Raw genomic sequence first — 25,800 nt, 5'->3', positions numbered from 1 at the left:
TTTCACCCGCCACTGAGGGCCGTACGGTAGGCGCGAACGGCATCGTACGCCGTGGGCTGATCCAGAAAGCTCGCGAGCTGGGCCAGGTCCAGCTCGGGCAGCACACGGCTTTGGTCCATGGCGACATACCGCTCGGCCTCCAAGCCATAGGGCGTGAGCCGGCCCTTGCGCCACCACCAGACCTCGGCGACGCCGAGCATGCGGTAAATCTCCAGCTTGTCGATGCGCCCCGAGGTCCACTCCACCTCGATGGCAAGCTGCGGGCGGTCCGCGTCGGCGTCGCCGAAGATCCAGCATTCGTCGGGCTCGGCCGCGCGCTCGTCCGGTGCGGATTCCAGCGTCCAGGCGCCCAGGGTGCGGAAGCGGATGCTGCGCTCCAGGCAGTAGGCTTCAACCAGGCAGCCAAGGGTGGATTTGATGCTTTCGTGAGTCCGTGACGGGCTCATGATCTCCACCTCGCCGCAGAGATAGCTGAGACGCGGTGCGCTGTGCTCGCCGCGCATGCGCAGCAGCGCCTGGAAATCGTCCCAGGTGGCCTCGCGCAGGAAGACGATGTTGTCGTGGTCGGCGCCGTGGACGGCATAGATTGCGGGCAGACCGGGCTCGCGCACCTGTTCGGCGGCTGTGGACATGGTCTGGGTCACACTCAGGTCAGCTGATGCTCGAAGGAGATTAGCGCAGTCATGAAGCGTGTGCGAGCGCCATTGAAGTCCGCATTAACGTGTGCGGGCCAGCCACCGATCCAGCGCATTCGCAAACGCCTGCCGGTCACGCTGGCTGAAGGCGGCGGGCCCGCCCGTGTCCACGCCGCTGGCGCGCAGGGTGTCCATGAAGTCGCGCATGTTGAGCCGCTCGCGGATGTTCTCGGGCGTGTAGCGCTCACCGCGGGGGTTCAGGGCCGTGCAGCCCTTGGCGACCACCTCGGCGGCCAGGGGAATGTCCGCGGTGATGATCAGATCCCCGGGCACCGCATGCTGTGCAATGTGATTGTCGGCGACATCGAAGCCGGCGCCGACGCGCACGCTCTGGATGACCCTGGACGGGGGTGTCTGCATGGGCTGGTTGGCCACCAGCGTGAGCCGCGTCTGCGTGCGCTCAGCGGCGCGGAAGAGGATCTCCTTGACGGGCTTGGGGCAGGCGTCGGCATCGACCCAGATGTGCATGGCGGCGTGCTCCTATTCGGGGTTGGACACTGCGGGCTCGCCCGCCACAGAGCGCCCACCGCGAGTATACTGGGGGATTGACCTGAGTATCCCCGCACATGAGCGCCATCGACCCCGCCGGCCCATCCGCCACCGACCCCGCCGATCCCGCCGGCTCCACGGAACCCCCCGAGCCCACCGACGCCAAGGCCGACGCCGGCGACGAGCCTGCGGCCGACACGCCGACCGCAGAGCCCGGCTTCCGCGCGCTGGGCCTGCCGCCGGCGCTCCTCGCGGCACTGGACCAGGTCGGCTACGAAACACCGTCGCCGATTCAGGCGCAGACCATCCCGCACCTGCTCGCCGGGCAGGATCTGTTGGGCCACGCGCCCACCGGCACGGGCAAGACGGCCGCATTCATCCTGCCGCTGCTGGCGCGGCTGGAGGTCGCGCGGCGCGCGCCCCAGGCCCTGGTGCTCACGCCGACGCGCGAGCTTGCGATCCAGGTGGCCGAGGCCTGCCGGCGCTACGCGGCGGCGTTGCCGGATTTCCATGTGCTGCCCATCTACGGCGGGCAGGACTACCGCGTGCAATTGCGTCAGCTGGCGCGCGGCGTGCACGTCATCGTCGGCACCCCGGGGCGGATCATGGACCACATGCGCCGCGGTACGCTGGACCTCGCGGCGCTGCGCGTGCTGGTGCTGGACGAGGCGGACGAGATGCTCCGCATGGGCTTCATCGACGATGTCCAGTGGATCCTGGAGCAGACGCCCTCCGAGCGTCAGATCGCGCTGTTCTCCGCGACCCTGCCGCAGGCCATCCAGCGCATCGCGCAGGCCTATTTGCAGGAGCCGGTCAAGGTCAGCATTGCGGCGCGCACGGCGACGGCCGAGACCATCCGCCAGCGCTGGTGGCTGGTGAGCGGGCTGCACAAGCTGGACGCCCTGACCCGCATCCTGGAGGTGGAGCCCTTTGACGGGCTGCTCGTCTTCGTGCGCACCAAGACGGCCACCGTGGAGCTCGCTGAGCGGCTGGAGGCCCGCGGCTACGCCGCGGCGGCACTGAACGGCGATCTGCCGCAGAAGCTCCGCGAGCAGATCGTGGCGCGCCTCAAGCAGGGCCAGCTCGACATCATCGTCGCCACAGATGTCGCCGCCCGTGGCCTGGACGTGGAGCGCGTGAGCCATGTCGTCAACTACGACATCCCCTACGACACCGAGGCCTACATCCACCGCATCGGCCGCACCGGCCGGGCCGGGCGCGCGGGCGAGGCCATCCTCTTCGCCGCCCCGCGGGAGCGGCGGATGCTGCGCGCCATCGAGCAGGCCACGCGCCAGCCCATCGAGCCGCTCAAGCTGCCGTCCACCGAGGCGGTCAACGACAAGCGCATCGCCGACTTCAAGCAGCGCATCACCGATGCCCTCGCCGCCGGTGAGCTGGATTTTCTGCAGGGCCTGGTGGAGCAGTATCAGGAGGAGCACGACGTGCCGGCGGTGGAGATCGCGGCCGCCCTGGCGCGGCTCGTCATCGGTGAGCAGCCGTTGCTGCTGCCGCCCGAGCCCGCGCGAGCGCCGGCGCGCCCGCCCCGGGGCGAGTGGCGCGACAAGCGCCCGGACCAGGCCCGGGGGCAGGGCATGGAGCGGGACCGGCCCCGGTTTCGGGATCGCGAGCCGGACCGCGGCCAGCGTGACTTCGGCAACCGGGGCCGGCGGGAGTGGCGTGATCGCGACGAGGACCAGGGTGCGCCGCGCCGGGAGCGTCGCGACGCTCGCGCCGAGCGCCGCCCGCGCGAGCGTGCCCCGGGCGCGCCCGGTGGCCAGCAACCTGAGCGCCGCACCGGCCCACCGGCCGAGGGCATGGAGCGCTTCCGCATCGAGGTGGGCCACGCCGACGGGGTGAAGCCGGGCAACATCGTCGGCGCCATTGCCAACGAGGCTGGGCTGGAGGGCCGCCATATCGGCCGCATCGACATCCGCGACGACCACACCACGCTGGACCTGCCCGCAGGCATGCCCAAGGAAATCCTCCAGCACCTGCGCAAGACGCGCGTCTGCGGCCGGCCGCTGGCCATCAAGCGCATCGGCGGCGGCGACCGGGACCGACGCCCGCCGCGCGAGCGCGAGCGCTGAGCGGGAGCCGCACGCATCCGCGCGCCAGGGTAGGGGCGAGCGTTGTGCCGCCTTGCAGCGAGAGCCCGATGTATCCAGCCATGCAACGGCTGAGCGCCCGGCAGCAGGAACACCCGAGTCGCCATCTCCGCATCCGCCCGATGCCACCTGTCCGGTCCCGGCCACAGACTGTGGTCACCTGGAATCACCTGGGGGACCGACACCATGCAGCGAAGCCACATCATTCTTGCCCTGCTGGGGCTCCTGACCGCAGCGCCAGCGCTCGCCGTCGTCGGCGACAACGCCTGCGAAGCGCAGGGGGATCTCAACTGCACGCAGCAGATTCCCGTCCCGGCGCCCGCCGCCCTATTGGGGATCGGGCTCGCAGGCCTGCTGCTCGCTCGGCGGCGACGCTGAGCGCCAGTTGCGGCGGGCGGGGACCGGTGCGGCGCCGCGCCGGCCCGCCGCGCCTGCGCGCAGCTGGCAAGGGCTGCGCCGAAGGCGCCGGATGCGGCCGGCTGCGGCCCTGGCAACTGCGCCGGCATGACCTGTGCCCCGGGGCGCAGCCGTGCCGAGCGCCCGGCCCCTCCGGCGCCGTCGCAGCCTGACCTAAGCGTCACATGAGCACGGCGCGCGCTTCCCGCCGCCCGGCGCGCCATGCTCGGCGGCGCGATGGACTCCGAGATCTGTTATCCTGAAGCCTTCGGGTGCCTCACCGGTCGGCACCGCAGCGGCATCAGGCCGCCGAATCCCGCTTAAAGCCGTTCGTGCTGCCGCTCAGCGTTTGACCCGCCGGGCGCCTCCCGTTTCAGCCAAGCAACCCACACACCCGCCCGGACCGGCTCCCGGCGGCGCAGCCAATGCGGCGCGCGCATTCCAGGGAGGGCATTTTTGGAGCTGATCCCATGTCTTTCGAAAACCTCGGCCTCGCCGCCGAGCTGCTGCGTGCCGTGCGCGAGCAGGGCTACACCGAGCCCACCCCGATCCAACGCCAGGCCATCCCGACCATTCTCACCGGCGCCGATGTGCTCGCCGGCGCCCAGACCGGCACCGGCAAGACGGCCGGCTTCACGCTGCCACTGCTGCAGCGACTGATGGCGTCCTGTCCGCCCGGCGCCGCGCGCCGCGGACAGCGGCCCATCCGCGCGCTGGTGCTGACCCCGACGCGGGAGCTCGCCGCCCAGGTGCAGGACAGCGTCGAGACCTATGGCCGTCACCTGCCCCTTACGTCGGCGGTGATCTTCGGCGGCGTCAAGATCAACCCGCAGATCGCCCAGTTGCGCCGCGGCGTGGATGTGCTGGTGGCTACACCCGGCCGGCTGCTGGACCATGCCGGGCAGGGCACGGTGGACCTGTCCCGCATCGAGATCCTGGTGCTGGACGAGGCGGACCGGATGCTCGACATGGGCTTCATCCATGACATCCGCCGGGTGCTGGCGCTGCTGCCGGACAAGCATCGGCGCCAGAACCTGCTCTTCTCCGCGACCTTCTCTGACGAGATCAAGGACCTCGCGAACCGGCTGCTGAACAGCCCGCAGCTCATCGAGGTGGCCCGGCGCAACACCGCCGCCGAGACCGTGCGGCAGACCGTGCACCCGGTGGACCGCCACCGCAAGCGGGAATTGCTGAGCCACCTCGTGGGCGCCAACGACTGGCGCCAGGTGCTGGTCTTCACCCGCACCAAGCACGGCGCCAACCGCCTCGCCGAGCAGCTGGAGAAGGATGGTCTCACCGCCGCCGCCATCCACGGCAACAAGAGCCAGGGCGCCCGCACCCGGGCGCTGGCCGGCTTCAAGACCGGTGACGTGCGCGTGCTGGTGGCCACCGACATCGCCGCCCGCGGCCTCGACATCGACCAGCTGCCGCACGTGGTCAACTTCGAGCTGCCCAACGTGCCGGAGGACTATGTCCACCGCATCGGCCGCACTGGCCGTGCCGGCAACGCCGGCGAGGCCATCTCCCTGGTCTGTGTGGACGAGCACAAGCTGCTGCGGGACATCGAGCGGCTGCTTGGGCGCCCGGTGCCGCAGGTGGTGCTGGACGGCTATGCGCCGGACCCGAGCATCCCCGCGGAGCCCATTCTGCGCGGCAAGGGCGGGCGCCGCGGGCAGGGCGACGACCGCGCCACCGACGGTGCCCGCCGTGGTGGTCAGCGCCGCGGCGCCGGGCGCAGCGAGGCCGGTCCCCGCAAGGCCCGCAGCCCGGCGGACCCAGCCGGGGCGCCGGGCGGCCGGCAACGCCACCACAGCGCCGCCGCAGACAGCCGGGTGGGCGACACCGGTAGATCGGCACCGCCGGCAAAGCGCAGCCAAAAGCCGGGCCATGTGCACCGCAACCCCCAGGCCGCTGCCGGCACCCAGCCTGAGCGCGGCCATCGCCACAACCGCTCCGGTCGTCGCCGCGAGGTGCCGGCCCTGCTCGGCGGTCGGGAGGACTGAGACCTCGAAACGCCCGGTGCAGAGTCCTGGGTGTCCCGCACACACAGGGTCGGCGCCCTGCCCGCCCTGTGCGGTTGCTTGATCCGCTCAAAGAATCTGACCCCATCGGTGTTCCCATTGCAGATGCAGGCAGCGAACGCCTGAGTACACGCAGCGGTTAAGCCCCGGTCCTCGGTGTCAAGCCAGGTGCCTATCGTCGGCACCTGACTTTTCATCAGAGGCCGACTGTCATGATCCGCTCCCTGCCGCCGCTGCTGTGCTGCGGTGCACTCGCACTCATTACCGGCGCCGCAAACGGCAACATCGTGTACCAAGAGACCTTTCCCTTTACGCGTGAGCTGACCCAGGACGCCGAGCTGCGCAACCAGGGCTGGTGCGGCGGCAATGCCGGCGATGCGTTCTGCAATAACCCTCAGGTTCCGGGCCCCGGTTCGCCGAATCAGGGCGGTGAAGGGGCCATCAGCGCGTCACCGGGCTCCACTGTCACGCCCAGTTTGGATATCAACAACAATCCCCAGGGGCCGCTCGCTGTCGATGCTTTTGCCTTCTGGTCGCAGACCGGCACGAATGCGCAGAGCTTCATGTACACCCAAGAGTACATGCTCGATGTGGCTATGCTGGACGCCGTGATGTGGGATCAGCGCGACAGCAGCGCAGATGCGATGCACTTGGCCTTCCGCATTCTGGACGACTGGTACATTTCGGAACAGACGTTTACGCAACCGGACGCGAGCCAGTGGATCGCCCAGTCGGCGTCTCTGGCGTCGCTGAGCTTCTTCCAGATCGACGGCGGCGGTGACCAGACGATCCTGCCGGGTGGCGATTCCGGTCCGTTGTTCGCTTCCCTGCCGGCGGGGACCATCAACGCCTTTGGCGTTTGGTGGGACAGCGACAAGACCCACACGTCGCGCATCGACAACTTCAAGCTGGTTGCGGCCGAGGCCCCGCTGCCCGGAACCCTTTGGCTCGTGGGCGGTGCTTTGGCGGGCATGGCCGGCATGCGTCGGCTCAGGGCCAAGCCCTGAGCGCCGCGCCTCAGCGCTGAGTGGCCTGCCGCCACAGGCGCTCGGCGCCAAACGCCTTAGGCCGACCGTTGTTGGGGATGGCACCCACAAAGTAATGAGGACGGTATACTGAACATCGCTGTTCCAGTAACGGTGACAGTAACGGTGACGGTATGCTGAACTCAACCATTATCGAGGAGGGTACACGCAACTCAGCGCGCGGTCGGCCGACGGCGTCGGTTCAAGCGCTTCTCTACGCGCCCGCGGCCGGGATGAGCCGCTGCTCCGCCTCGCGATATTTCTCGGCGGTCTTCGCGATGATGTCTGCCGGCAGCTCGGGTCCGGGCGGGGTCTTGTCCCAGTCGAGCGTCTCCAGGTAGTCGCGCACGAACTGCTTGTCGAAGCTGGGCGGGCTGATACCGGCCCGGTATTGGTCCGCGGGCCAGAAGCGGGATGAGTCGGGTGTGAGCGCCTCGTCGATGAGGTGCAGGCGTCCTGCTTCGTCCAGGCCGAGCTCGAACTTGGTGTCGGCGATGATGATGCCGCGGCTGCGGGCGTAGTCCGCGGCCTCGGCATAGATGCGCAGGCTGATATCCCGGATCTGGCCGGCCAGGTCGGTGCCGATCAGGTCCGCGGTGTGCTGGAAGCTCACGTTCTCGTCGTGGTCGCCGACGGCGGCCTTGGTGGAGGGCGTATAGATGGGCTGCGGCAATCTGTCGGCCTGGCGCAGCCCGGCGGGCAGCGGAATGCCGCAGACGGCGCCCGTGCGCTGATAGTCCTTCCAGCCGGAGCCGATGAGGTAGCCGCGGACAATGGCCTCCACCGGCAGCGGGCGCAACCGGCGCACGACGATGGCCCGCTCCCCCAGGGTGCGGCGCTCGTCCGCGTCGGGCACGACCTGGGTGAGCGGGATCTCGACGAGATGGTTCGGGACCAGCCCCCGGGTGCGCGCGAACCAGAAGTTGGACACCCGCGTCAGCACCTCCCCCTTGCCCGGGATGGGCTGCGGCAGTATCACGTCGAATGCCGACAGCCTGTCGGTGGTGACGATGAGCATGTGATCGTCATCGAGGCCGTAGATGTCGCGCACCTTGCCGCGGTTGATGAGCGGCAGATGCTTCAGCTCCGAATGGTAAAGGGCGTCTGGCATGGCGGTCATGGAAGTGGGGCCTGGGTGCGCCGGCGCCCGCAGTGGGCGCCGGCTCGAGCTGCGATCGAAGGCTGCACGTCGGCATCGGGCCTCGGCCCGTTGCCCCGCGCGTATGCTGTTGCGACTATAGCAGCCCACGCGCACCAACCCCGCCGTTGAGGCGGGCTCCAAGGACAACCCGGATGTTGCCGAACTGGAGGCATAAACTGGGGCGGATGAACTGGGGCGGATAAACTGGGATGGACACACGAAGCGCATCCACCGGCGCGCCTAAGCCCAGCCGGCTGGTCCTGCGCAGTACGCCAACTTGTGCCCGCGACGAGGCCGTCAACCCAAGCAGTCCATCGGAGCAAACCCCGAGATGCCCCAAGCCGCTGCACCGCATGATGCAACCGGTGGCGATGCGCACGGCGCCGACGCCACCCTTGCCGACCGAGCCGGCGCCCAAGCCAGCGCCGAAGCCAGCGCCGCTGAAGAGCACGCCTTCCAGCAGGCCTTCCGCGGCAGTTTCACCTCCGCCCTGCGCTGGCATCACCTGGACGCCCTCTGGGCCGTGCTGCGCGCCGATGCCGACGGCGGCTGGTATCTGTATGCCGTCGGCGAGCCGCCGCCCGAGGCACCGGCGAGCGCAGAGCAGGTGCACCGCTTCATCGACGAGATGGACGCCCTGCTGCGCCGTGAGCACGACGAGGACTACTGCGGCATCGTCTATGCGGACGACCTGAAGGCGCCGGCCTTGGTCAAGATCTACGATCCGAACAACCTGGGCGTCGTCTGCGGCTTCAGCGACAGCCCGCCGCTGCCGGGCTGGGTCATGAGCAAGCTCAAGCCGGTGGATCTGCCTGCAGCGCAGCCTGCGCCCAAGGGACGGCGGCGCTGGTGGCAGCGCCTGTTCGGCTGAGCCGCGCCGCGGCTGCGTTCTTCGCGCCGCCACCATCATTGACCGCCGGCCAGCGACTGCCTATCGTCCAGCGCCGTCCTGAAGCCGATCCGGAGACTCCCATGGCAAAGCAGATCATCCACACCGACCAGGCGCCCGAGGCCATCGGTCCCTACTCCCAGGCCGTGCGCGCCGGCGACACGGTCTACTTGTCCGGGCAGATTCCGCTGGACCCGGCCAGCATGACCCTGGTGGACGGCGACATGGAGGCGCAGGTGCGCCGCGTGTTCGACAACCTCCAGGCCGTCGCCCGCGCCGCCGGCGGCGAGCTCGCCGACGTCGTCAAGCTCAACATCTATCTCACCGACCTCAGCCACTTCCCGCTGGTGAACGAGCTGATGCAGGCCTACTTCACCGAGCCCTATCCCGCCCGTGCCGCCATCGGTGTGGCGAGCCTGCCCAAGGGGGCGCAGGTGGAAATGGACGCGGTACTGGTGCTCGGCGACTGAGGCTTTCGGCACAGGCGCTGATCGGGTCTTCCGGCCGTCGCCGCGCGGCTCGGCGTTGCCCGTGGCGCCCCCTGCATGCGGGGTGCCGCCCCAGTCCGCAATCGCGCGCACGGCCAGCGCATCGCAACGCCAGGCGGAGGCTCAGCGGCGACGACGAGCGCGCAGTCAACCGCTCGGCCCGCCATTGGTTGACAGCCCGGGGTGGGCACGGGAGGATTTCCCCCTGTTCTCATGCCGCCACTGCCGGCCCGGTATCCGAGCCCACCGTCGCCGCAGCGGCCCTGCCGATTCGACGCCCGTCCCATGCAAGCATCCGTCCCCGATCTGCCCGCCACCGCCCCCGAGCGCCACGACTGGACCATCGACGAGGCCGAGGCACTGCTCGGGCAGCCCTTCAACGACCTGTTGTTCGTCGCGCAGACGGCGCATCGCACGCGCTTCAATGCCAATCGCATCCAGCTCAGCACGCTCTTGAGCATCAAGACCGGCGGCTGCCCGGAGGACTGCGGCTACTGCTCCCAAAGCGCCCATCACGACACCCAGCTGGAGCGCGAGCGCCTGCTGCCGCTGGACGAGGTGCTCGACGCCGCCCGCCGTGCCCGGGACGCCGGCGCGACACGCTTCTGCATGGGCGCCGCCTGGCGCAATCCGACGGACAGGAACCTGGACACCGTGCTGGCGATGGTCACCGGCGTGAAGGACCTGGGTCTCGAAACCTGCGTGACGCTGGGCATGCTCACCGCCGAGCAGGCGCAGCGGCTCGCGGACGCCGGGCTCGACTTCTACAACCACAACCTGGACACCTCGCCGGAGTTCTACGGCCAGGTGATCTCCACCCGCACTTACCAGGACCGGCTCGAAACACTCGACCACGTGCGCACGGCAGGCCTCAAGACCTGCGCCGGCGGCATCCTCGGCATGGGCGAGGGGCGCCGGGACCGGGCCTCCATGCTCTGCCAGCTCGCGAACCTGCCGGCACACCCGGAGTCGGTGCCCATCAACCTGCTGGTGCAGGTGGAGGGCACGCCGCTCTTCGGCACCGAAGCCCTCGACCCCTTCGAGCTGGTGCGCACCGTCGCCGCCGCCCGGGTGATGATGCCGGGCAGCTATGTGCGCCTGTCCGCCGGCCGTGACGACATGAGCGACGAGCTGCAGGCGCTGTGCTTCCTGGCGGGCGCCAATTCCGTCTTCTACGGCGAGCGCCTGCTCACCACGGCCAACGCAGGCAGCGCGCGGGACCGGGCGCTGTTCCAGCGCCTGGGCCTCGCCTTCGAGACCGCCGAGCTGCCGGACCGCGATGCGCCCGGCGCCTGCCACCGCCACACGCCGCCCGAGGCCGAGACCCCAGCCGCGCCTTCCGCCGCGGGATGATGGCCACGGCCCTGCTGCGGCCGGGCAGCACCGGCGACCCGGGTCAACGCGCGGCCGGCAGACGCCGGCGCGACGACGCCGCGCTGCGGGCGGATCTGGAGCGCCTGCGCGATGCCCATCTCCACCGCGCCCGCCGCTTGCTGGACGGTCCCCAGGGCGTGCGCCCGGTCATCGACGGCTGCCGTGTGCTGTCCTTTTGCAGCAACGACTATCTCGGCCTCGCCGCACACCCGGTGCTTGCCGACGCCCTGCGCGAGGGTGCCCGCCGCTTTGGCGTCGGCAGCGGTGCCGCGCACCTGATCACCGGCCACAGCCAGGCCCATCGCCGGCTGGAGGAGGACCTCGCGGCCTTCGTCCGCCGGCCGCGGGCCTTGCTCTTCTCCACCGGTTACATGGCCAACCTCGGCGTCATCAGCGCGCTCTGCGAGCGGGGCGAGGCGGTCTATGCGGACCGGCTGAATCATGCCTCCCTCAACGACGGTGCCCTGCTCGCAGGGGTCCGCCTGCGCCGGTTCCCGCACGCGGATACGGCGGCCTTGGAGCGCATGCGCGCCGGCGGTGATGCCGCCCTGCTGGCCACCGACGGCGTCTTCAGCATGGACGGCGATCTGGCGCCGGTGCCGGCGCTGGCCCGCATTGCAGAGGCCGCCGACGCCCGGCTTCTGGTGGACGATGCCCACGGGCTCGGCGTCGTCGGGAGCGGCGGCCGCGGCACGCTGGACGTCTATCGCAAGCTGGGCTGGGACGATGACGGCTCGGTGATTCTCGTGGGCACCCTGGGCAAGGCCTTCGGCACCTTCGGCGCCTTCGTCGCCGCCAGCGATGCCGTCATCGAGACGCTCATCCAGCGCGCCCGCAGCTACATCTACACCACGGCCCTGCCGCCGGCGCTGGCGCACGCCACCTCCGCCGCATTGGCGCTGGCACAGCGGGAGGACTGGCGCCGCGAGCACCTGCAGGCGCTCATCGCCCGCTTCCGCACCGGTGCCGCGGATCTCGGCCTGCCGCTGATGGCCTCCGCGACCCCCATCCAGCCGTTGCTGACGGGCGATGCCGAGACGGCGCTGGCCTGGAGCCGGTCGCTGGAAGCGCAGGGCGTGCTCGTCACCGCCATCCGCCCGCCCACCGTGCCCAAGGGCGCCGCACGGCTGCGCATCACCCTGTCCGCCGCTCATGCCGAGCAGGACGTGGACCGGCTGTTGGCTCTGCTGGAGCGGTTGCCGTGCGCAGAAGAGCGGCAGAATTGCGAGGATTCGAGCGCATGAGCAGCGCATCGGGACAGCACAAATCGCCACGCAGGCCCCTGGTGCTGGTGCACGGTTGGGGCATGAACGCCGGGGTTTGGGCGGGGCTGCCGGCGGCGCTCACCGAGCGGTTCGAGCCGGTGGCGCTGGACCTGCCCGGCCACGGCGGCGCGGCCTTTTCACTCGAGCAATGGTCCCTCGACCACTGGGCCCAGGCCTGTCTGGAGCAGGCCGCCGAGCGGCTGTCGGCGCAGGACGGCGCCCGGGCCGTCTGGCTCGGCTGGTCCCTGGGCGGGCTCATCGCCCTGCAGGCGGCGCGGCTGGCACCGGCACGCATCGCGGCGCTGGTGCTCATGACCGCCACACCCCGCTTCGTGCGCGCCGTGGACTGGCAGGTGGCGGTGCCCGAGGGCACGCTCGGGCAGTTCCACGCCGGATTGCTGGCTGACCCCGCCCGCACGCTGGAACGCTTCCTCGCGTTGCAGGTCCGAGGCTCAGAGGATACACGCGGCCTGCTGCGGCGGCTGCGGGCCGGCATCGCCGAGCGCCCGGCGCCGGACCCGGCGGCGCTGGAGCAGGGGCTCATGTTCCTGCGTGAGGAGGACCTGCGCGGGCCGCTGCCGGACATCCGCCCGCCCGCGCTCTGGCTCTTCGGCGCGCGCGACACCCTGGTGCCGGCGGCGGCGGCAGAGCGGGTGGCGCTGCTGATGCCGCAGGCGCGGGTGCAGGTGGTGCCGGGTGCCGCCCACGCGCCCTGGCTCTCGCACGGGCAGGCCACGGCAACGGCCGTGCTGGAATTCACTGACGCCATCGGGTTGTGAGGGAGGTCATGCCGGATCAGGTGATGAACGCCATCGACAAGGCCGCCGCGCGCCGTGCCTTCGACACCGCCGCCGACGGCTACGACGCCGTTGCCGTGCTCCAGCGCGAGATCGGCGGCCGCATGCTGGAGCGGCTCGACTACATTCGGCTCACGCCCAAGCGCGTGCTGGACCTGGGCTGCGGCACCGGCGCGACACTGGACCACCTGGCCAAGCGCTGGCGCCGCGCCGAGATCATCGGGCTCGACTTTGCCCACGGCATGCTCACCCACGCCCGCCGCCGCGGTTACTGGCTGAACCGCCCGCGGCTCCTCTGCGCCGATGCCGAGCAGCTGCCGCTGGCAGATGACACAGTGGATCTGGTCTTCTCCAATGCCACGCTGCAGTGGGTCAACGACCTGGATGCCACCTTTAGCGAGCTGCTGCGGGTGCTGCGCCCGGGCGGACTCCTGCTGTTCAGCACCTTCGGCCCCGACACGCTCAGGGAGCTGCGCGCGGCCTGGGCCGCCGTGGACGACGGTGAGCACGTGAGCCCGTTTCTCGACATGCACGACATCGGCGATGCGCTGGTGCGCGCGCGCTTCGCGGACCCGGTGATGGACGTGGAGCGCATGACCCTCACCTATCCGGATATGCGTGGGCTGATGCGGGACCTGAAGCAGCTCGGCGCCCACAACGCACTCGCCGGCCGCTCGCGCGGGCTAACCGGCCGGCGGCGCCTGACGGCGCTGGCACAGGCCTACGAGCGCGAGCGCCGCGACGGGCGCCTGCCCGCCACCTACGAGGTGGTACACGGCCATGCCTGGGTCACGGCCAAGGCCCAGCGCCAGTTCGCCACGGCGGACGGCGTCGCGATTCCGGTGGAGGCCCTCGCCGGGCGGCGGCCGGCTGTAGGTGGCGGGCGATGAGCGGTGTCTTCATCACCGGCACCGACACCGGTGTCGGCAAGACCGAGGTCGCCGCCGGCCTGCTCGCCGCCTTCAAGGCCCGTGGCATCCCGGCGGTGGGCATGAAGCCGGTGGCGTCCGGCTGTGCGCCCGGCGACGACGGGCTGCAATCGGACGACGCCGTCAGGCTCATGGCCGCCGGCAGCCTGGACCTGCCCTACGACGAGGTGAATCCTTACGCCCTGGCGGACCCCATTGCCCCGCACATCGCCGCCGGTCAGGCGGGCGTGGACATCCGCCTCGGGCGCATCCGCAATGCCTATGCCGCGCTCGCCCAGCGCGCCGAGCGGGTGGTGGTGGAGGGGGTGGGCGGCTGGCGGGTCCCGCTGGGGCCGGCGCTGTCGGTGAGCGATCTGCCGAACGCGCTGGGCATCCCGGTGATCCTGGTGGTGGGCCTGCGGCTCGGGTGCCTCAACCACAGCCTGCTCACTGCCGAGAGCATCCGCGCCCGGGGCGTGCGTCTGGTGGGCTGGATCGCCAATGACATCGACCCCGACATGCGCGCCAAGGACGAGAACATCGCCACCCTGGCGGCCCTCATCGACGCACCCACCCTCGGTGTCGTGCCGCGCTTCGACCTGCCCAAGCCGGAGGTGGTGGCCGAGTACCTGGACCTGGAACCGCTGCTGCAGTGATCCCTGCCGCTTGCCGCCGGCATGCGGGGCCGGCCCCGCCCCGTGCTAAGCTCAGGCGCAATCCGGCGACGGGCGGCCCGTGTGCGACGCGCATGCGTCGGGCCGACTGCGCCGACCTGCGTTTGTTTAGATCCAGGAACCACACCATGTCCGATTCGACTTTCCGCCGCTGCGGGGCGGCGTCCCCCGGCCGCCGCCGGATGGGTGTCCATCCCGGCGCTCCGCCGGCCCGGCCGCGGGCGGCGGGCTGGGTGCCGCTCTGGATCGGTCTGTTGCTCATGCTCTGGGCCGCCTGCGCCGCGGCGGACCCCATCGGCCAGGCGCTGGCGCTCGGCAACGCGAGCCTGGTGGTGGAGGAGGGCGGGCGCACCGTCATTGCAGACAACGCCGACCGCGGCATGGTGCCGGCGTCCACCATGAAGCTGTTGACGGCGCTCGCCGCCATCGAGCGCTGGGGGCTCAGCCACCGCTTCACGACGCAATTCCGCCGCGGTGGCGACGGTCGGCTGTGGGTGGTGGGCCAAGGCGATCCCTATCTGGTGTCGGAGGAGCTGGACCAGGCCGTGCGGGCGCTCAGGCGCCAGGGGGTCAGCAGCGTCAGCGGCATCGGCCTGGACGATACGCTGTTCGCGGCCGGCGACCGCATCCCCGGGCGCTCGTCCAGCCACAACCCCTATGATGCGCCGGTGACGGCGCTTGCGGTGAACTTCAACACGGTGAACGTCGTTGTCTCCGGCGGCCGGGTCAGCACGGCCGAGACGCAGACCCAGCTCACGCGCACGGCCCAGCGCATGGGTGCGGCCATGGGCGCCGGCAAGCACCGCATCAATCTCAGGACCCGCGACAACGCCCTGAGCCACTTCGGCGAGCTGCTGAGCGCGAAGCTCAAGGCCGCCGGCATCCGGGTGAACGGCGGGGTCACGGTGGGCCGGGTGCCGGCGGGCGCGACATTGCTGCTCACGCATCGCAACAGCCGCCCCCTGTCCACGGTGGTGGAGAACATGCTGGAATACTCCACCAACTTCGTCGCCAACGACCTCTTTCTGCTGCTCGGCGAGCGCGGCGGGCGCAGCAGCATGGCCCAGTCGCAGCGCGCTCTGGAGGACTGGGCGCGGCGCAAGTTCGGCTGGCGCGACTTCGTCATCGAGGACGGCGCCGGCCTGTCCCGCGGCAACCGCCTGAGCGGGCGTCAGCTCATCGACGTGCTGGACGCCATGGCGCCCTACCGCAACCTGGTGCCGGCGCAGGACGGCAACCCCAATGTCCGCGCCAAGACCGGTACGCTGCGCGGCGTCAGTTGCTACGCCGGCTGGGTGCGCCGCAACGCTGGCTGGACCCCCTTCAGCCTGCTCATCAACCAGCCCGTGTCCTACGGCTTCCGCAACCAGGTGGCGAGTGCGCTGGCGACCGCGCCGACACTGGCGCGGTACTGAGCGGCCGGTGGTATCGGGCGCCGGGAGGAGGTCGCGGCAGCGCGGGGCGACGGGCGCGTGCCGCTGTGTGCGCCGATGGTCGCGCCGGCTGCCGGGGCTCGCGGGCAGCCTGGCCGCTGCCTGCTGGCTTGCCGGCTGCGCGCTGGAGACCTTGCCGCCGCAACAGTCCGGGGGCGGCAGGCCCGAGGGCACTGGCGCCGCCATGGCCGCCACGCCCTATTGGAAAGTTGACGGCGATTATCCGTCGCTCGCCCCGCTGTTGCGGCGGGTGACGCCGGCGGTGGTGAATGTCGCGGTGATCTCCGAGGTGAGTCTCGAGGACCATCCCTTCCTGACGGACCCGGCCTTCCAGCGCTTCCTGGAGCAGTTCGACATCGAGCCGCCGACGCCGGAGGAGCTGCGCCGGCGCGAGAGCGTCGGCTCCGGCGTCATCGTAGACGCAAGCCGCGGCATCGTCCTCACCAACGCGCATGTCATCGAGGACGCCCGCGACATCACCGTGACGCTCAAGGACCGGCGCAGCTTCAAGGCACGGCTCATCGGCCGTGATCCGGGTACCGATGTGGCCGTGCTGCGCATCATGCCGCTGGATGCGCCGGACCTGGCCTTCGCCGACTCCCGCGATCTGGAGGTGGGGGACTTCGTGCTCGCCATCGGCAACCCCTTCGGCCTGGGCCAGACCGTCACCTCCGGCATCGTCAGCGCCGTGGGGCGCACCGGCATCGCCGACGACAGCCTGGGCGAGCTGATCCAGACCGACGCCTCCATCAACCCCGGCAATTCCGGCGGCCCGCTCATCGATCTCGCCGGGCGCATCGTCGGCATCAACACCGCGCTGATCGGCCCCACCGGCGGCAACGTCGGCATCGGCTTCTCGGTGCCGTCGAACCGGGTGCAGCGGGCGGTGGATCGGATTCTGGCGCGCTAGTGCATCAGTGCGGAGATCGCGACGCCGCCCGGGCACACCGGCTTCAGTCGGTCTGGCTCACATATCGGCCACCGCGTTGCGTCGTGGCGCCGTTGCGCGAATCCTCTTGCGAGCCCCAGCCCCAGCCCCAGCCCCAGCCCCAGCCCCAGCCCCAGCCCCAGCCCCAGCGTCAGAGCAGGGACAGTGTCCCGCGAAACCTCAACGCAAGCCGCGCTCCCGGCCGTCAGCGAGCAGCGGCGCGAGCACCTCATAGGCCGCGTCCGGGTCCAGCTCGTAGTTGTCCAGATCATCCATCCAGCGGTTTTTCGCCACCCGCTTGGCGCCGGGGACGTCGCGCACCAGTGCCGGGTCCAGATAGGTGGGCGGGGTCTGGGCGACACGAGCGCTCAAGGCCGGCTCCCAGAGCATCGGTGTGGTCAGTACCGTGCGGTTGGCGTGGACCACGCCGGGGCAGTTCCCGAGCCAGCCGATCTTGTGCTGGAGGCTGCCCTGGTGCGCGAAACAGCAGTCCGCAACCGTTGTGAAGACCACCGCCTCGAACAGCGGGCGGCCCACCAGGCTCACCACCGGCAGCACGCCGGCGAGGGCGGCGGCGATGGCCGTCGCGGCCCGCTGCTCCGCGGCGATGAGCCTTGCGTGTCCGGCGTCGGGCGCGTTGGCAGGCCCGTAGGGCACGGAGAAGCCGTCGATGACGAGTGCCGCATGCGGGTAGTCTGCCGCGAGCCGGCGGCCGATGGCGATGAGCCCCGGCACCTGCGATACCCAGGTGCGGTTGTCCATGCGCAGCGTCACCCAGAGGATGGGGTGGTGGTTGCGCCGCAGCCCCGCCGCCCGGGCAAGCACGGCGTCCGGCACGCGCTGTGCGGCGAGCCGATGCACCCGCGCGAGCAGCGCCTCGCTCATACGCGTGCCGCCGACGCGCAGCAACAGGCGGTGCTCGCGCTGCGCGGCCTGGATGGGTGCCGGAAAGATTGCGCGCTCCACCTGGATGCCCGCTGCGGAAAGCTCCGGAAAGAGCGCCTCCGGCGGACCCCAGGGCTCGGCGCAGACGAGGAGGCCGGCCGGCGGCGTGCTGTCGCCCTTGTGGCAGGATGCCGCGAGACGCTCCAGGCCGCTCAGGGCGTTCCAGAGGTGATGTGCGAACTGTCGGTTGTCGAGCAGGACCCAAGGCCGCGGCGGGTCCGTGCGGCGCAGATAGGCGTCTACGGCCCGGTGCTCGGCGAGCAGGTGGGCCCGCAGCTGGTCGATCTCGTCCCGGCCGTGCCAGCGCGTGGCATCCGCCAGCAGCAGGGCGGTGCGCAGCGCCGGCAGGAAGAGATAGAGCTTGATCCAGCCGCGGCCCTCGCGGCCGGCGGCGAGCAGCATCGCGGGTGCTTCTCCGTCGGCTGGAAACCAGTAGAAGATGGGCTGATTCTGCGCGGCCAGGAGCCCGTGAATGGCGCGGCGGAGCCGGCCCGTCACCGGGCAGACGGCCTCCACGGCGGCCTGGTCCAGGGCCTCCAGCTGAAAGGCGGTGCCGTCCGTATCCGGCTCCAGGCCGAGCTGGCGGCGGCGTGCGATGCGCTGCGGTGGCAGGTGCGACTCGGGGATCAGCCCGCGGTTGGCGGCAATGTGTGCCGGCTTCAGGGCGTGGCTGCTGAGCCATGCGGCGTCGCCGCCGCCTGGGCTGCGTAGATCGATGCACCGGTAGTCCGGCGTCGCGGCCAGGGCCTGCCGTAGCACCGGTGCCGGCGGCAGGGGCCAGGGGCATGCGGGCTTGGCTGTGTCGGGCGCAGGCAGGTGGAGCAGGCGTGCCTCCAGTGCCACATAGTGACGCAGCTCCAGGTCCGCGACCGCGGGCAGCCGGCGCGCGAGCTGAATCGCTCGGCCCCAGAGCTTGCGGGGCAGGGCGGTCAGCGGGCGGGTGCGGCGCGGCACGGGGGCCTGCGCTCGGGCGCCGGCGGGCGGCGACTCAGCCGCCGGTCACCGGCGGGAAGAAGGCCAGCTCGTCACCGTCGGTCACCGGCGTGTCGGGCTGGGCCAGCTGCTGGTTCACGGCGGTGAGCACGGGCCGATAGTCATCCAGGGCTGCGGCCCAGGCGCCGCCGCGGGCTCGCAGCCGGGCGCGGACCTCGGCGACGGTGCCGGCGTGCTCCGGCGGCAGCTGCTCCTCGGATGTGCCCACGACCTCGCGCAGGCTCGCAAAGTAGCGCACCCGGATCATGGCAGCAGCTCCGTGAAGGGGATGAAGCTCACGGGCTCTCCGGCGCGGAAGGCTTGATGCTCCACCAGCTCCACCAGCCCATCCGCCCAGGTGAGCGAGGTGAGATCCGCCGAAGAACGGCTCGCGAAGACCTCGACCAAGGGATCTCCGGCGGTATCCGCCCGGAGCCGGGCGCGCTGGTACTCGCGGCGCTTGTCCGGCTTGGGCCAGTCGAAGCCGGCGGCGGCGCGGATGCGCTTGGGTGCCGGCAGTGGGTCCATGCCCTGCATGCGCTGGATGAAGGGGCGCGCGAACAGGCAAAAGGTGACGAACAGCGACACCGGATTGCCCGGGCTGCCGATGAAGGGTGTGTCGGCGATGTGGCCGAAGGCCAGGGGCCGGCCCGGGCGCATGGCGACGCTCCAGAGGTCGAGCCGGCCAAGCTCCGCCACCGCCGGGCGCACATGGTCCTCCTCGCCGACGGAGACACCGCCGCTCGCGAGCACCAGGTCCGCGTGGGCGGCGCCGTCGGCCAATGCCGCCTTGGTGGCGTCGCGGGTGTCGGCGACGATGCCGAGGTCCAGGACCTCGCAGCCGAGCCCTGCGAGCAGGGCCTGGAACAGGGTGCGGTTGGAGTTGTAGATCTGCCCCGGGCCCAGCGGCGCCCCCGGCTCCACAAGCTCGTCGCCGCTTGCGAAGATGGCCACCCGCAGCCGGCGGTGGACCGTCAGCGCCGCGGCACCCACGGAGGCGGCCACCGCCAGGTGCTGTGGGCCGAGGCGCTGACCAGCTGTCAGTATCACCTCCCCCGCGCGCAGCTGCTCACCCCGGCGGCGAATGTTGCGCCCGGGCTGGATCTCAGCGGGCAGCTGCACCCGGGCGTCGTCGAGGACCTCGCAGGCCTCCTGCACCACCACGGTGTCGGCGCCCGCGGGCACCGGCGCCCCGGTGAAGATGCGCGCCGCAGTGCCGGGTGCCAGGGGCTCGGCGCTGCTGCCGGCGGGGATGCGCTGGCTCACGGGCAGCACACCTGTGCCGGCATCGGCGGCGCGCAGCGCATAGCCGTCCATGGCGCTGTTGTCCCAGGCCGGCTGGTCGATGGGGCTCACGACGGGGGCCGCGAGGACGCGCCCCAGGCTGTCGGTGAGGGATACCTGCGCCGTGCCGGCGACGGGCCGGGCCTCGGCGAGGAGCAGATCCAGCGCCGCCTCCACCGACAGCGGCGGCTGCGCCGGCTCTCCACAGTCGTGGGCGCCCGCCATGGTCAGCGCTCGCCGAAGCGCGCGATGAGCTGCGCGAAGTTACAGGGCCGGGTGCGGCTGTCCAGCTGGCTCTCGAGGATGCCCTCCCAGGCGGTGCGGCAGGCACCGGTGGAGCCGGGCAGGCAGAAGACGAGGGTGCCGTTGGCGATGCCGGCGAAGGCCCGGGACTGCACCGTGGAGGCGCCGATCTCCTGGTAGGAGATGTGCCGGAAAAGCTCGCCGAAGCCGTCGATGGTCTTGTCGAACAGGGGCAGCACGGCCTCGGGGGTGCTGTCGCGGCCGGTGATGCCGGTGCCGCCGGTGCTGATCACCACGCGCACGTCGTCATCGGCGATCCAGCGCGAGAAGAGGGCGCGCAGCTGGTAGCGGTCGTCGCGGCAGATGACCTTCTCCACCACGCGATGGCCGGCGGCCTGCGCCTGCTCGCGCAGATAGTCGCCGGAGGTATCGTCGGCCTCGGTGCGGCTGTCGGAGACCGTGAGCACCGCGAGGGCCAGCGGTTGGAACGGGGCGTCGTCGGGAGTGCGGCTCATGCGTGGATCGGCTGCGTTGATGCTGTAACGCTGGATTCTGGCGGTCACGCGGCAAAGGTCAAGACTGTGGGAGCGGCATGCCCGAGCTGCGATGATGCCGCATCAGGCCGGTTCCCAAGCGTTCAGCTCGGCATCCGGCTGCGGCCCGAAGAAGGCTTCATCCACGCGACCGTTGAGACCACCGGGACGGCGTGCCGGCGGCGATTCGGCCAGGGGCACCAGCCGAGCTTAGGGTTTGCCTGCCTTGGCGAGGATGATCTCCTCCCCCTGGTGCGCGCGCTCCAGCAGTCTGGAGAAGAGGGGCTTCGCCTCGTGGACATTGACGGTATTGCTTATAGACGGCTCAAATGGACTGGGGCCAAGGCGAAGACCAGCCGCGCGGCCCATGTCCGGCAACGAGCGGTGCGTCAGAGCCACTTCGGCACCAGAATCAGCAGCCAGATGACGGCCGCAAACAGGATGCTGACGAACACCGCGGCGGAGGCGATGTCCTTGGCGCGGGCGGACAGCTCATGACGCTCGGAGCCGATGCGATCGACATTCGCCTCGATGGCGGAGTTCAGCAGCTCGACGATGGGCACCAGCAGCAGGCTGCCCACGAGCATGGCGCGCTCCACCGGCGAGTCGCCGAGCCAGAGCCCGAGCGGCAGCAGCGGGATCAGCACCAGCAGCTCCTGTCGGAAGGCCTCTTCGCCTTCCCAACAGGCCTTGAGCCCCTGCATGGAATAGCCGAAGGCGTAGATGACCCGCTTCCAGCCGTGGACGTTGCGGTGGGCCATGTTGCTGTTGCGGGCCGGGGAAGCGGCCCGCCTAACCGTCAGCCAGCTCCAAGCGCCGCTCCACCCGGTCCAGACGGCGGCGCAGTTCTTCGATATCCGAACGACCGCCGTACACGCCTATCGTCAGGGCACCGATCTGCTGGCCCATGCCGGCGAGCTGGGCCTTGGTCGATTCCGCGTGGCGTTTCAGCTTTGCGATATCGGCACGGATCGCCCGCAGCTGCCCGAGCACCAGGTTGTCGAGGTCGTTGGCCATTGGATTCCCTCGCGGGCGTGTCTGTGGGCGCTTTCGCTCAATCCTCCCCCCGCTCCGGCTTCCAGGCCAGGTCCAGCTGGCGGGCGGCGCGCACGTCGTCCAGGCGGCGCACGGGCAGGGTGTAGGGGGCCTGCTTGAGGGTCTCAGGGTTTTCCTGGGCCTCGGCACGGATCTTGGTCATGGCGTCCACGAAGCCGTCCAACGCCTCCTTGGGCTCGGACTCGGTGGGCTCCACCAGCAGGCACTCGGGCACCAGCAGCGGGAAGTAGGTGGTCGGCGCGTGAAAGCCATAGTCCAGCAGGCGCTTGGCGAAGTCCATTGCATTGGTGCCGTACTCTTTGGCTTCCTTTTTCAGCGTGACGATGAACTCGTGGCTGGCGCGACGCTCCGGATAGGCAGCCGTGAAGCCGGCGTCCTTGAGGCGGGCCAGCAGGTAGTTGGCGTTCAGGGTGGCGTACTCGGAGACGCGGCGCATGCCCTCGGCCCCCAGCAGCCGGGCGTAGATGTAGGCCCGCAGCAGGATGCCCATGTTGCCGCCGAAGGCGGTCATGCGGCCGATGGACTCGGGGCGGTCCTGCTCCACCTGCCAGTGGTAGGCATCGTCGTCCTTCACCACCAGCGGTACGGGCAGGTAGGGCTCCAGGCGCTTGGAAACGCCCACCGGGCCTGCACCCGGCCCGCCGCCGCCGTGGGGCGTGGAGAAGGTCTTGTGCAGGTTCATGTGGATGACGTCGAAGCCCATGTCGCCGGGCCGGACCTTGCCCAGAATGGCGTTCAGGTTGGCGCCGTCGTAGTAGAGCAGGCCGCCGGCCTCGTGCACCGTCTCGGCAATGGCCTGGATGTTGCGGTCGAAGACGCCGACGGTGCTCGGATTGGTGAGCATGATGCCGGCGGTCTGCGGACCGACGGCGTCACGCAGGGCCGCGATGTCCACGTCGCCGTTGCTGCCGGTGGGGATCTCGCGCACCTGGAAGCCGGCCATGATGGCCGAGGCCGGGTTGGTGCCATGGGCGGCGTCCGGCACCAGGATCTCGCGGCGGTCGTGGTCGCCGCGCGCATCGTGGTAGGCGCGGATCATCATCACGCCCGCCAGCTCGCCCTGGGCACCGGCGGCGGGTGCCAGCGACACGGCATGCATGCCGGTGACGATCTTCAGCATGTCCTGAAGCTCGTGCAGGCAGGCCATGATGCCCTGGCTGTGGCTTTCCGGCGCCGCCGGGTGCCGGGCCAGAAAGCCGGGCAGGGACGCGAGGCTGTTACAGGCCCGCGGGTTGTACTTCATGGTGCACGAGCCAAGCGGATAGAAGTGCGTGTCGATGGCGAAGTTCTGCTGCGACAGGCGCGTGTAATGGCGCACGGCCTGCAGCTCGGAGACCTCCGGCAGCGGCGCACGGGTCTTGCGGCGCAGGCCGGCGGGCAAATCCGAAATATCGGCCTCGTGCAGCGGGGCCTGGGCGGGGGCCGTGCGGCCGGGGCGGGATTGTTCTTGGATCAGCATAGGGCTTCCGGGAGCAGTCGAAGGCTGACAGGGGTCGAAGTGTCGGGCGATGCTCGTCCCTCAGGCCGGTTCGGCGACGACCTCGGCGACGCGGCGCGCCGCTTCTGTTGGGGAGGATTCATCGAGGAATCGATATCGCCCGATCAGCGGCGGTGTTTCGCTCGGGTCGAATGGCTTCGCAACAATGGGAATGACGCGCTTATTGTCGGCTACGGCAGCGCCCAGCTCGAACAGCGCCCAAGGGTTGTCAACGCTGTTTGGTGTTAAAACGAAGACGAGTATGTTGCTGTCCCGAAGGGCTCTCTCCGTCGCATCCTTCCACTCGTCTCCGGGGCGAATCTCAGCCGCATCGAACCAAAGCTTGACGCCGGCATCGCGCAGAGCAGTGCTGAACTGCGCGGCCCACACCTTGTCCGCAGCTGCGTAGGCGAGGTACACGAGGGGTTCATGTGATCGGTGCATCGCGGAGCTCCGTGAGGCGACATGCCAGATCGGCCAAGTATCGATCGGCGTCGTTAAGGGCAAGAATGTCCTCGCCGGCGTGGCTGATGAACACCAGCGGTGGCGGCACCCCCGGTGGGCCTACTTGCTGCGTCACGATGCGGTCGGGGACTCAGGCGAGCGCCTTCAGCGCGGCCTCGTAATCTGGCTCCTCGCCGATTTCCGGCACCAGCTGCGTGTAGATGACCCGGCCGTCGGCGTCGAGCACGACGATGGCGCGGGCGGTGATGCCGGCAAGCGGGCCGTCCTCGATGAGCACGCCGTAGTCCTTGGCGAAGGCCTTGGAGCGCATCATGGACAGCGGATGCACGTTCTCGATGCCCTCGGTGGCGCAGAAGCGGCCCATGGCGAAGGGCAGGTCGGCGGAAACCACCAAACAGACAGCGTCCTGACGGCCGGCGAAGGATTCGTTGAACTTGCGGGTGGAAGTGGCGCAGACCGGCGTGTCCAGGCTCGGCACGATATTGAGCAGAACCTTTTTGCCGGCGAGCTCCGCGAGCGTCTTGTCGCCCAGGTCCTTATCGACGAGCTTGAAGTCCGGTGCGGGACTGCCGACGGCGGGCAGCTCGCCGGCGAGGTTGACGGGGTTGCCTTGCAGTGCGGTCTGGGCCATGGGTGGTCTCCTTGGAGAAGGGCTGGGGACTGGGGGCTGGGGACTGGGGGTTGGGCGCGGGCTGCGAGTCGTGAGGCTCGGGGTGGGCGGCCTACGCCGCGTCCCTCGTCACTGGTTGCTCAGTACCGCTGCCAGCTTGTCGCGGAAGGCGACCATGTCTTCCTCTGTGCGCATTTCGGTGGCGCACACCAGCACCGCCGGATCCAGCTCGGGATACTCCGCGCCGAGGTCGAAGCCGCCGAGGATGTCGTGCTCGGCCAGGGCGTGCAGCACTTCCGCGGTGGATGCGGGCAGCCGCAGCGCCTGCTCGTGGAACACCGGGCTGTCGAAGAGCGGCTCGACCCCCGGGATCCCGCACAGCAGCTCCATGAGCCGACGCGTGTTGGCATGGCAGCTGGCGGCGACGCGCTCCAGGCCGTCCGCGCCGAGGATGGCCATGTGGATGGTGGCGGCGGTCACCAGCAGACCCTGGTTGGTGCAGATGTTGGAGGTCGCCTTGGAGCGGCGGATGTGCTGCTCGCGGGCCTGCAGCGTGAGTGTGTAGCCCACCTTGCCGTCGGCGTCCAGCGTCTTGCCGGCGATGCGCCCCGGCAGCTGGCGGACGAAGTCCTGCTTGCAGGTCAAAAAGCCGAGATAGGGCCCGCCGGAAGCGAGCGGCATGCCAAGCGGCTGGCCTTCGCCGCAGGCGATGTCGGCGCCGGTGCCGCCCCAGTCGCCGGGCGGGCTCAGCACCGCCAGCGCCACCGGGTTGACCACGCCGATGACCAGCATGTTGTGCTGATGCGCCCAGTCGGTGACCGCGTGCACGTCCTCCAGCACGCCGAAGAAGTTCGGCTGCGGCAGGACCACGGCGGCCACCTCCTCGTCGCCGGCGGCGGCTGCGTAGTGCGCTACGGGTGTCTGGCCGGTGGTGCGGTCGAAGTCCACGGGGATGAGCTCGATGCCCTGATTGCCCACCAGTCCGCGCGCGGTGCGTCGGTAGGATGGGTGCAGGGACTTCGGCACCAGCACCCGCTTGCTCTTGCACTTGCGGTTGGCGCGCACTGCCATCAGCACCGCCTCGGCCAGCGCCGAGGCGCCGTCGTAGAGCGAGGCGTTGGAGACGTCCATGGCGGTCAGCGCCGTCATCATGGACTGGAACTCGTAGAGCACCTGCAACGTGCCCTGGCTCGCTTCCGCCTGGTAGGGCGTGTAGGCGCTGTAGAACTCCCCGCGGGTGGTGATCTGCCAGACGGCGGCGGGGATGTGGTGCTCGTAGGCACCGGCGCCGATGAAGCACAGCGGCTCGCCGTCTGCGCGCGCGCGACCCTGCATCAGCCGCGTGACCTCCATCTCGGACAGGCCCGCGGGAATGCCGTCGAGCCCCTTCGCGCGCAGCGCCGGCGGAATTTCGTCGAACAGGTCGTCGATGCGCTCGGCGCCGATGACGGCGAGCATCTCGGACACATCGGTTTCGGTGTGGGGGATGAAGGGCATGATGGGGGTCTGCGTATCGTCGTCGCGGGTGGATCGGCTTTGGGCTGGCCGGCGGCGGCGCAACCCGGCGCAGTTGGCAGCCGGCGGCTG

Annotated in this window: 26 protein-coding genes and 1 pseudogene; 13 read left to right on the top strand and 14 right to left on the bottom strand. The window is 70.4% G+C overall.

Going from position 1 to position 25,800, the window contains the following annotated elements; all coding sequences use genetic code 11:
- Positions 1-2 precede the first annotated feature (2 nt).
- Together QZ607_RS19025 and QZ607_RS19020 are read right to left on the bottom strand one after the other, a co-directional pair.
- A complete protein-coding gene (locus QZ607_RS19025) occupies positions 3-632 on the bottom strand; it encodes a Uma2 family endonuclease (RefSeq protein ID WP_295885911.1) in 630 nt (209 codons plus the stop codon).
- Between the two features lie 84 nt (positions 633-716).
- Positions 717-1,163 (bottom strand): YaiI/YqxD family protein, encoded by a 447-nt coding sequence (locus QZ607_RS19020; RefSeq protein ID WP_295885909.1) that lies wholly within the window; start codon positions 1,161-1,163, stop codon positions 717-719.
- 98 nt (positions 1,164-1,261) lie between these two features.
- Here QZ607_RS19020 and QZ607_RS19015 point away from each other — a divergent pair, with 98 nt between their 5' ends.
- From QZ607_RS19015 to QZ607_RS19000, 4 genes are all read left to right on the top strand, one after another.
- A complete protein-coding gene (locus tag QZ607_RS19015) occupies positions 1,262-3,271 on the top strand; it encodes a DEAD/DEAH box helicase (protein WP_295885907.1) in 2,010 nt (669 codons plus the stop codon).
- A gap of 204 nt (positions 3,272-3,475) precedes the next feature.
- On the top strand, positions 3,476-3,667 hold the full coding sequence (locus QZ607_RS19010; RefSeq protein WP_295885905.1) for a PEP-CTERM sorting domain-containing protein: 192 nt from the start codon (positions 3,476-3,478) through the stop codon (positions 3,665-3,667).
- A gap of 488 nt (positions 3,668-4,155) precedes the next feature.
- The gene (locus tag QZ607_RS19005) at positions 4,156-5,688 is read left to right on the top strand and encodes a DEAD/DEAH box helicase (protein ID WP_295885903.1); all 1,533 of its coding nucleotides are present in this window, start codon (positions 4,156-4,158) and stop codon (positions 5,686-5,688) included.
- 230 nt (positions 5,689-5,918) lie between these two features.
- Positions 5,919-6,713, top strand: a complete 795-nt coding sequence (locus tag QZ607_RS19000; RefSeq protein ID WP_295885900.1) for a VPLPA-CTERM sorting domain-containing protein — start codon at positions 5,919-5,921, stop codon at positions 6,711-6,713.
- A gap of 232 nt (positions 6,714-6,945) precedes the next feature.
- Here QZ607_RS19000 and QZ607_RS18995 read toward each other — a convergent pair whose 3' ends face one another.
- Positions 6,946-7,842 (bottom strand): phosphoribosylaminoimidazolesuccinocarboxamide synthase, encoded by an 897-nt coding sequence (locus tag QZ607_RS18995; protein WP_295885918.1) that lies wholly within the window; start codon positions 7,840-7,842, stop codon positions 6,946-6,948.
- 361 nt (positions 7,843-8,203) lie between these two features.
- On the opposite strand from QZ607_RS18995, the gene QZ607_RS18990 reads away from it, so the two are divergent.
- From QZ607_RS18990 to QZ607_RS18950, 9 genes are all read left to right on the top strand, one after another.
- The gene (locus QZ607_RS18990) at positions 8,204-8,743 is read left to right on the top strand and encodes a hypothetical protein (RefSeq protein ID WP_295885898.1); all 540 of its coding nucleotides are present in this window, start codon (positions 8,204-8,206) and stop codon (positions 8,741-8,743) included.
- A gap of 101 nt (positions 8,744-8,844) precedes the next feature.
- Complete coding sequence (locus QZ607_RS18985) at positions 8,845-9,231, top strand: RidA family protein (protein WP_295885896.1); 387 nt, start codon at positions 8,845-8,847, stop codon at positions 9,229-9,231.
- Positions 9,232-9,534: 303 nt separating this feature from the next.
- Positions 9,535-10,602: a biotin synthase BioB gene (gene bioB / locus QZ607_RS18980; protein ID WP_295885895.1), complete on the top strand. Its 1,068-nt coding sequence runs from the start codon at positions 9,535-9,537 to the stop codon at positions 10,600-10,602.
- Complete coding sequence (gene bioF, locus QZ607_RS18975) at positions 10,602-11,867, top strand: 8-amino-7-oxononanoate synthase (protein WP_295885894.1); 1,266 nt, start codon at positions 10,602-10,604, stop codon at positions 11,865-11,867. The genes bioB and bioF overlap by 1 nt, the downstream gene beginning before the upstream one ends.
- On the top strand, positions 11,864-12,667 hold the full coding sequence (gene bioH, locus QZ607_RS18970; RefSeq protein WP_295885892.1) for a pimeloyl-ACP methyl ester esterase BioH: 804 nt from the start codon (positions 11,864-11,866) through the stop codon (positions 12,665-12,667). The genes bioF and bioH overlap by 4 nt, the downstream gene beginning before the upstream one ends.
- A gap of 8 nt (positions 12,668-12,675) precedes the next feature.
- The gene (gene bioC, locus QZ607_RS18965; protein WP_295885890.1) at positions 12,676-13,575 is read left to right on the top strand and encodes a malonyl-ACP O-methyltransferase BioC; all 900 of its coding nucleotides are present in this window, start codon (positions 12,676-12,678) and stop codon (positions 13,573-13,575) included.
- Complete coding sequence (gene bioD, locus QZ607_RS18960) at positions 13,572-14,249, top strand: dethiobiotin synthase (protein WP_295885887.1); 678 nt, start codon at positions 13,572-13,574, stop codon at positions 14,247-14,249. Before bioC ends, bioD begins: the two co-directional genes overlap by 4 nt.
- Before the next feature lie 146 nt (positions 14,250-14,395).
- Positions 14,396-15,682, top strand: coding sequence for a D-alanyl-D-alanine carboxypeptidase/D-alanyl-D-alanine-endopeptidase (locus tag QZ607_RS18955; RefSeq protein WP_295885883.1), 1,287 nt, complete (start codon positions 14,396-14,398; stop codon positions 15,680-15,682).
- Positions 15,683-15,884: 202 nt separating this feature from the next.
- On the top strand, positions 15,885-16,610 hold the full coding sequence (locus QZ607_RS18950) for a trypsin-like peptidase domain-containing protein (protein ID WP_295885880.1): 726 nt from the start codon (positions 15,885-15,887) through the stop codon (positions 16,608-16,610).
- A 198-nt stretch (positions 16,611-16,808) separates the two neighbouring features.
- Here the strand turns inward: QZ607_RS18950 and QZ607_RS18945 are convergent, their stop codons facing one another.
- The 11 genes and pseudogenes from QZ607_RS18945 to gcvPA all read right to left on the bottom strand — a co-directional run bounded on the left by QZ607_RS18945 (position 16,809) and on the right by gcvPA (position 25,710).
- Positions 16,809-18,527 (bottom strand): hypothetical protein, encoded by a 1,719-nt coding sequence (locus QZ607_RS18945; RefSeq protein ID WP_295885879.1) that lies wholly within the window; start codon positions 18,525-18,527, stop codon positions 16,809-16,811.
- A gap of 34 nt (positions 18,528-18,561) precedes the next feature.
- A complete protein-coding gene (moaD, locus tag QZ607_RS18940) occupies positions 18,562-18,813 on the bottom strand; it encodes a molybdopterin converting factor subunit 1 (RefSeq protein ID WP_295885877.1) in 252 nt (83 codons plus the stop codon).
- Positions 18,810-20,054, bottom strand: a complete 1,245-nt coding sequence (gene glp / locus QZ607_RS18935) for a gephyrin-like molybdotransferase Glp (protein ID WP_295885874.1) — start codon at positions 20,052-20,054, stop codon at positions 18,810-18,812. Before glp ends, moaD begins: the two co-directional genes overlap by 4 nt.
- Before the next feature lie 2 nt (positions 20,055-20,056).
- Positions 20,057-20,587: a molybdenum cofactor biosynthesis protein B gene (gene moaB, locus QZ607_RS18930; RefSeq protein WP_295885872.1), complete on the bottom strand. Its 531-nt coding sequence runs from the start codon at positions 20,585-20,587 to the stop codon at positions 20,057-20,059.
- Between the two features lie 102 nt (positions 20,588-20,689).
- Positions 20,690-20,923 (bottom strand): annotated as a pseudogene (locus QZ607_RS18925) (type II toxin-antitoxin system Phd/YefM family antitoxin).
- A gap of 71 nt (positions 20,924-20,994) precedes the next feature.
- Positions 20,995-21,366, bottom strand: coding sequence for a diacylglycerol kinase (locus QZ607_RS18920; RefSeq protein WP_295885871.1), 372 nt, complete (start codon positions 21,364-21,366; stop codon positions 20,995-20,997).
- Positions 21,367-21,397: 31 nt separating this feature from the next.
- A complete protein-coding gene (locus QZ607_RS18915; RefSeq protein WP_295885869.1) occupies positions 21,398-21,622 on the bottom strand; it encodes a hypothetical protein in 225 nt (74 codons plus the stop codon).
- Between the two features lie 37 nt (positions 21,623-21,659).
- Entirely contained in the window at positions 21,660-23,120 is a 1,461-nt protein-coding gene (gene gcvPB / locus QZ607_RS18910) for an aminomethyl-transferring glycine dehydrogenase subunit GcvPB (protein WP_295885867.1), read from the bottom strand.
- Positions 23,121-23,180: 60 nt separating this feature from the next.
- Positions 23,181-23,558, bottom strand: a complete 378-nt coding sequence (locus QZ607_RS18905) for a toll/interleukin-1 receptor domain-containing protein (protein ID WP_295885865.1) — start codon at positions 23,556-23,558, stop codon at positions 23,181-23,183.
- A gap of 175 nt (positions 23,559-23,733) precedes the next feature.
- Entirely contained in the window at positions 23,734-24,234 is a 501-nt protein-coding gene (gene tpx, locus QZ607_RS18900; RefSeq protein WP_295885863.1) for a thiol peroxidase, read from the bottom strand.
- A 108-nt stretch (positions 24,235-24,342) separates the two neighbouring features.
- The gene (gene gcvPA / locus QZ607_RS18895; protein ID WP_295885861.1) at positions 24,343-25,710 is read right to left on the bottom strand and encodes an aminomethyl-transferring glycine dehydrogenase subunit GcvPA; all 1,368 of its coding nucleotides are present in this window, start codon (positions 25,708-25,710) and stop codon (positions 24,343-24,345) included.
- Positions 25,711-25,800: the final 90 nt, after the last annotated feature.

Origin of the sequence: uncultured Thiohalocapsa sp., assembly GCF_913063425.1 — a bacterium.
Lineage (GTDB): Bacteria > Pseudomonadota > Gammaproteobacteria > Chromatiales > Chromatiaceae > Thiohalocapsa.
The sequence above is the reverse complement of the archived record's forward strand: the minus strand, read 5'-3'. Positions and strand labels throughout refer to the sequence as shown.